Source organism: Arthrobacter sp. Hiyo1 (assembly GCF_001263615.2).
GTDB lineage: Bacteria > Actinomycetota > Actinomycetes > Actinomycetales > Micrococcaceae > Arthrobacter.
The window spans coordinates 349,605-352,483 of sequence record NZ_DF952472.1 but is presented as its reverse complement, the minus strand read 5'-3'; the positions used below and the strand labels follow the sequence as shown (position 1 = coordinate 352,483).

The following is a 2,879-nucleotide window of genomic DNA, read 5'->3' as shown; positions in this document are numbered from 1 at the left end:
TGCCGCCGTACACGGTAAGGACGTCTGCCGGGCGCTGTGCAGCGCCCGAGGGCATGTTCTCGGCGATGCAGAGCCACGCGGTCACCTTGACGGGCAACCCGAGCCCCGCGACGGCCAGGACAGTATTAAGTACGACGGCGGCGCCCGCCATGTCGCTCTTCATGTCGCCCATGCCGAGGGCCGGCTTGATGGAAATGCCGCCCGTGTCAAAGGTGATGCCCTTACCGACCAGGGCGATCTTCTTGGTGGCCTTGGCCAGGGCATACTCCACCTTGACGAGGCGCGGCTGGCGGGTTGAACCTTTTCCAACGCCCAGGATTCCGCCGAACCCGTCCTTTTCGAGGCGTTTTTCGTCCCACACGGTGACCTTGACCGGCAGCCCCTTGGAGAGTTCCTTGGCAGCTTCGGCAAAGGACTCCGGGTAGAGGTGGCTCGGAGGCTCGTTGACCAGCGTGCGGGTGGCGTTGACCGCGCGTCCCACGAGCAAGGCCCGATCGAGCGCGGGCTGGACGTCCTTGCCGTCAAACGCCGTGTGGATCAGGACCTTGCCGACCGGGTCCTTGAGGCCGTCCTTGCTGGAGCGGTGCTCTGTATAGGAATAGGAACCCAGCACAGCGCCTTCGGCGACGGCTGCGACGTCGGCGAGGGACGCCGTCGGGAGGGCCAGTGTCACGGAGGACAAACCGGCAAGTTGGCGGACGGCGGATCCCGCAGTCCGGCGCAGGGTTTCCTCGGCCAGGAGGGCGTCGTCGGCGACTTTGCCGACACCCGCCAGGACGAGGACGCCCGAACCGGTCTCCGGAAGACCCGGCAGACGGTGTACCTGATCGGCTGCTCCCGTGATGCCGAGGAGGCCCAATGAAGCCGCGAGGGTTTCCGCGGCCTTCGCGCCCAAGGGGTTCCCGAGCAGTACCGGCCCGTCTTCCCCCTGACCGACGGCTATCACGAGTGCGTCGCTGGGCGCCTTCTTCAGGTCCTTGGCGATAGTGCCAAGGGTGATGTCTGTAGTCTTCACCACGAGGATTTGTCCTCATCTCTCTCTGCATGGCTTGGCCGGGCTGCATGTTAGGCGCCCGGCCCTGGTACCCCTCCGTTGTCCGCCTGGGACAACGTCGGTGGTTGCTTGGGTCCGCACACGGCGGCACGTCTCGATCGTAGTCTGTCTGCCGCGCCGGAAAGCAATTAAATGAGAGTTGCGGCACATTGGCCGACAGGAATGCGCGGCCCGTCCGGGGCGTTGTACCAATACAGGGAGCGTGGCCGGCCGCCAAGGCATCCGCTGCGGCGTGCAGCCGCCTGCTCCTCCAATGAACTTGAAACTGCGAAAGGAACATGCCGTGCTTGAACGGATTTCCGGCTCACTCCTTGACCCTGAGCCGCTCTACGCGAGCAACATCGAGCTCTTCCACAGCCCGGACACCAGGGGCCTCAACATGCTGATGGGCTTCACGGGATTCGCTGACGCCGGGCACGTGGTCCAGCAGATCAACCGGGAACTGCTGGATACGCTCGAAGTCGAAACGGTGGCTGTGTTCGACGCCGACCAGCTCATCGACTACCGCACGCGCCGTCCCCACATCAGCTTTGTCGAAGACCATCTGGAAGACTACAAGGCCCCTCAATTGGCGCTTTACAAGCTGAATGACGGCTTGGGCGAGCCGTTCCTGTTGCTTGCCGGTTTTGAACCGGACCTCCAGTGGGAGCGTTTCGCGCGCGCCGTCGTCGGGATCGTGGAAAAACTGGACGTCAACCTGGTGACCTGGATCCACTCCATCCCTATGCCGGTTCCGCACACCCGGCCGGTTGGTGTCACGGTGCACGGCAACCGTCCGGAACTCATCGAGGGCATTTCCACGTGGAAGCCGACGGTCGAGGTTCCTGCGGCCATTGGCCACATCCTCGAGTTGCGGCTGGCCGAAGCCGGGCGGAAAGTGGCCGGGTATGTCATCCACGTCCCGCACTACCTTGCGGATGCCGAGTACCCGCCGGCAGCGGTGGCGGGACTCGAATACCTCGGTGCAGCCACGTCCCTGATGCTGCCGACGGACCGCCTTCGCGAGGCCGGCAGGGAAGTGGGCAGGCAGATCGCCGAACAAGTGGAAGCATCCGAGGACGTCCAGCAGGTCGTTTCCAAGCTGGAGTCCCGCTATGACGACAAGGCCGAGGGAACGGTCCGCCGTTCCCTGCTGGCCGACGAGAACGACGAATTGCCCAACGCCGAGGATCTGGGCGCGGCGGTTGAGGCGTATCTCGCACGTAAAGATGCGCGCCCATAAAGCAGCTTTAATGCGGCCCCGGGCATAATGGAAGGGTGAACGCACCCCGCGCCTGGCTCATTTGGACGATCGGGGTGCTTGCCTACCTTGTGGCAGTGGCCCAGCGCACATCCTTTGGTGTGTCCGGGCTGGAGGCTACCGAACGGTTCCATGCCAGCGCGGCGGCCATCTCCTTCTTCACCGTGCTTCAGCTGCTGGTCTACGCAGGCCTCCAAATACCGGTTGGGCTCCTGGTTGACCGCTTCGGCTCGCGCGCCATGATCGCCAGCGGTGCCGTACTCATGGGCCTCGGTCAACTCCAGCTGGCATATGCCGACGCTGTTCCGGCTGGAGTGCTCGGCAGGGTCCTGGTCGCGCCGGGGACGCCATGACCTTCGTCTCCGTGATCCGCCTCGTGCCGATCTGGTTCGCGCCGGCGAGGGTTCCGCTCGTCACCCAGCTGACGGGAATGTCGGGCCAGCTCGGCCAGCTCATCAGTGTGGTGCCCTTCGCCCTCGTCCTTCATTCGGCAGGCTGGAACACGGCTTTCCTGGCGTTGAGCTCGTTGTCCGCGCTCGCCGTCGTCCTTGTCCTTGCCTTGCTCAGGGACGTTCCGCCGGGCCA

At 64.6% G+C, this 2,879-nt stretch carries 2 protein-coding genes and 1 pseudogene; 2 read left to right on the top strand and 1 reads right to left on the bottom strand.

What is annotated here, in order from left to right; translation table 11 throughout:
* Window positions 1-1,018: leucyl aminopeptidase family protein (locus AHiyo1_RS15195; protein WP_059389118.1), on the bottom strand; the 1,018-nt coding region annotated here is incomplete at its 3' end.
* A gap of 319 nt (window positions 1,019-1,337) precedes the next feature.
* On the opposite strand from AHiyo1_RS15195, the gene AHiyo1_RS15190 reads away from it, so the two are divergent.
* Complete coding sequence (locus AHiyo1_RS15190; RefSeq protein ID WP_059389119.1) at window positions 1,338-2,276, top strand: proteasome assembly chaperone family protein; 939 nt, start codon at window positions 1,338-1,340, stop codon at window positions 2,274-2,276.
* Window positions 2,277-2,311: 35 nt separating this feature from the next.
* Window positions 2,312-2,879 (top strand): annotated as a pseudogene (locus AHiyo1_RS15185) (MFS transporter); the annotation flags it as partial.